The following is a 636-nucleotide window of genomic DNA, read 5'->3' as shown; positions in this document are numbered from 1 at the left end:
CAACACCAGCACCTACAGTACGACCACCTTCACGGATAGCAAAACGAAGACCTTCATCCATCGCGATTGGTGCGATTAGAGTTACTGTCATCTTGATGTTATCACCAGGCATTACCATTTCTACGCCATCTGGTAACTGTACGTCACCAGTTACGTCAGTTGTACGGAAGTAGAACTGTGGACGGTAACCTTTGAAGAATGGAGNAACTGTGGACGGTAACCTTTGAAGAATGGAGTATGACGACCACCTTCATCTTTCGAAAGTACGTATACTTCTGAAGTGAATGTAGTATGTGGGTTGATTGAACCAGGCTTAGCTAGTACTTGACCACGTTCAACGTCTTCACGTTTAGTACCACGTAGAAGTGCGCCGATGTTTTCGCCAGCACGACCTTCGTCTAGAAGCTTACGGAACATTTCAACACCAGTACAAGTAGAACGAGTTGTATCATTGATACCAACAATTTCTACTTCGTCATTGATGCGGATGATACCAGCTTCAACACGACCAGTTACAACAGTACCACGACCCTGGATTGAGAAAACGTCTTCGATAGGCATGATGAAAGGCTTATCGATGTCACGCTCTGGCTCTGGGATGTAAGTATCAAGTGCGTTTGCAAGCTCAACAATCTT

The 636-nt window shown here is 45.0% G+C and carries 1 pseudogene; it reads right to left on the bottom strand.

Annotation, left to right across the window (positions count from 1 at the left end):
* Window positions 1–636 (bottom strand): annotated as a pseudogene (locus I6F47_RS20470) (EF-Tu/IF-2/RF-3 family GTPase); the annotation flags it as partial.

The organism is Pseudoalteromonas sp. NZS37 (genome assembly GCF_015864265.1).
Lineage (GTDB): Bacteria > Pseudomonadota > Gammaproteobacteria > Enterobacterales > Alteromonadaceae > Pseudoalteromonas > Pseudoalteromonas arctica.
The sequence above is the reverse complement of the archived record's forward strand: the minus strand, read 5'-3'. Positions and strand labels throughout refer to the sequence as shown.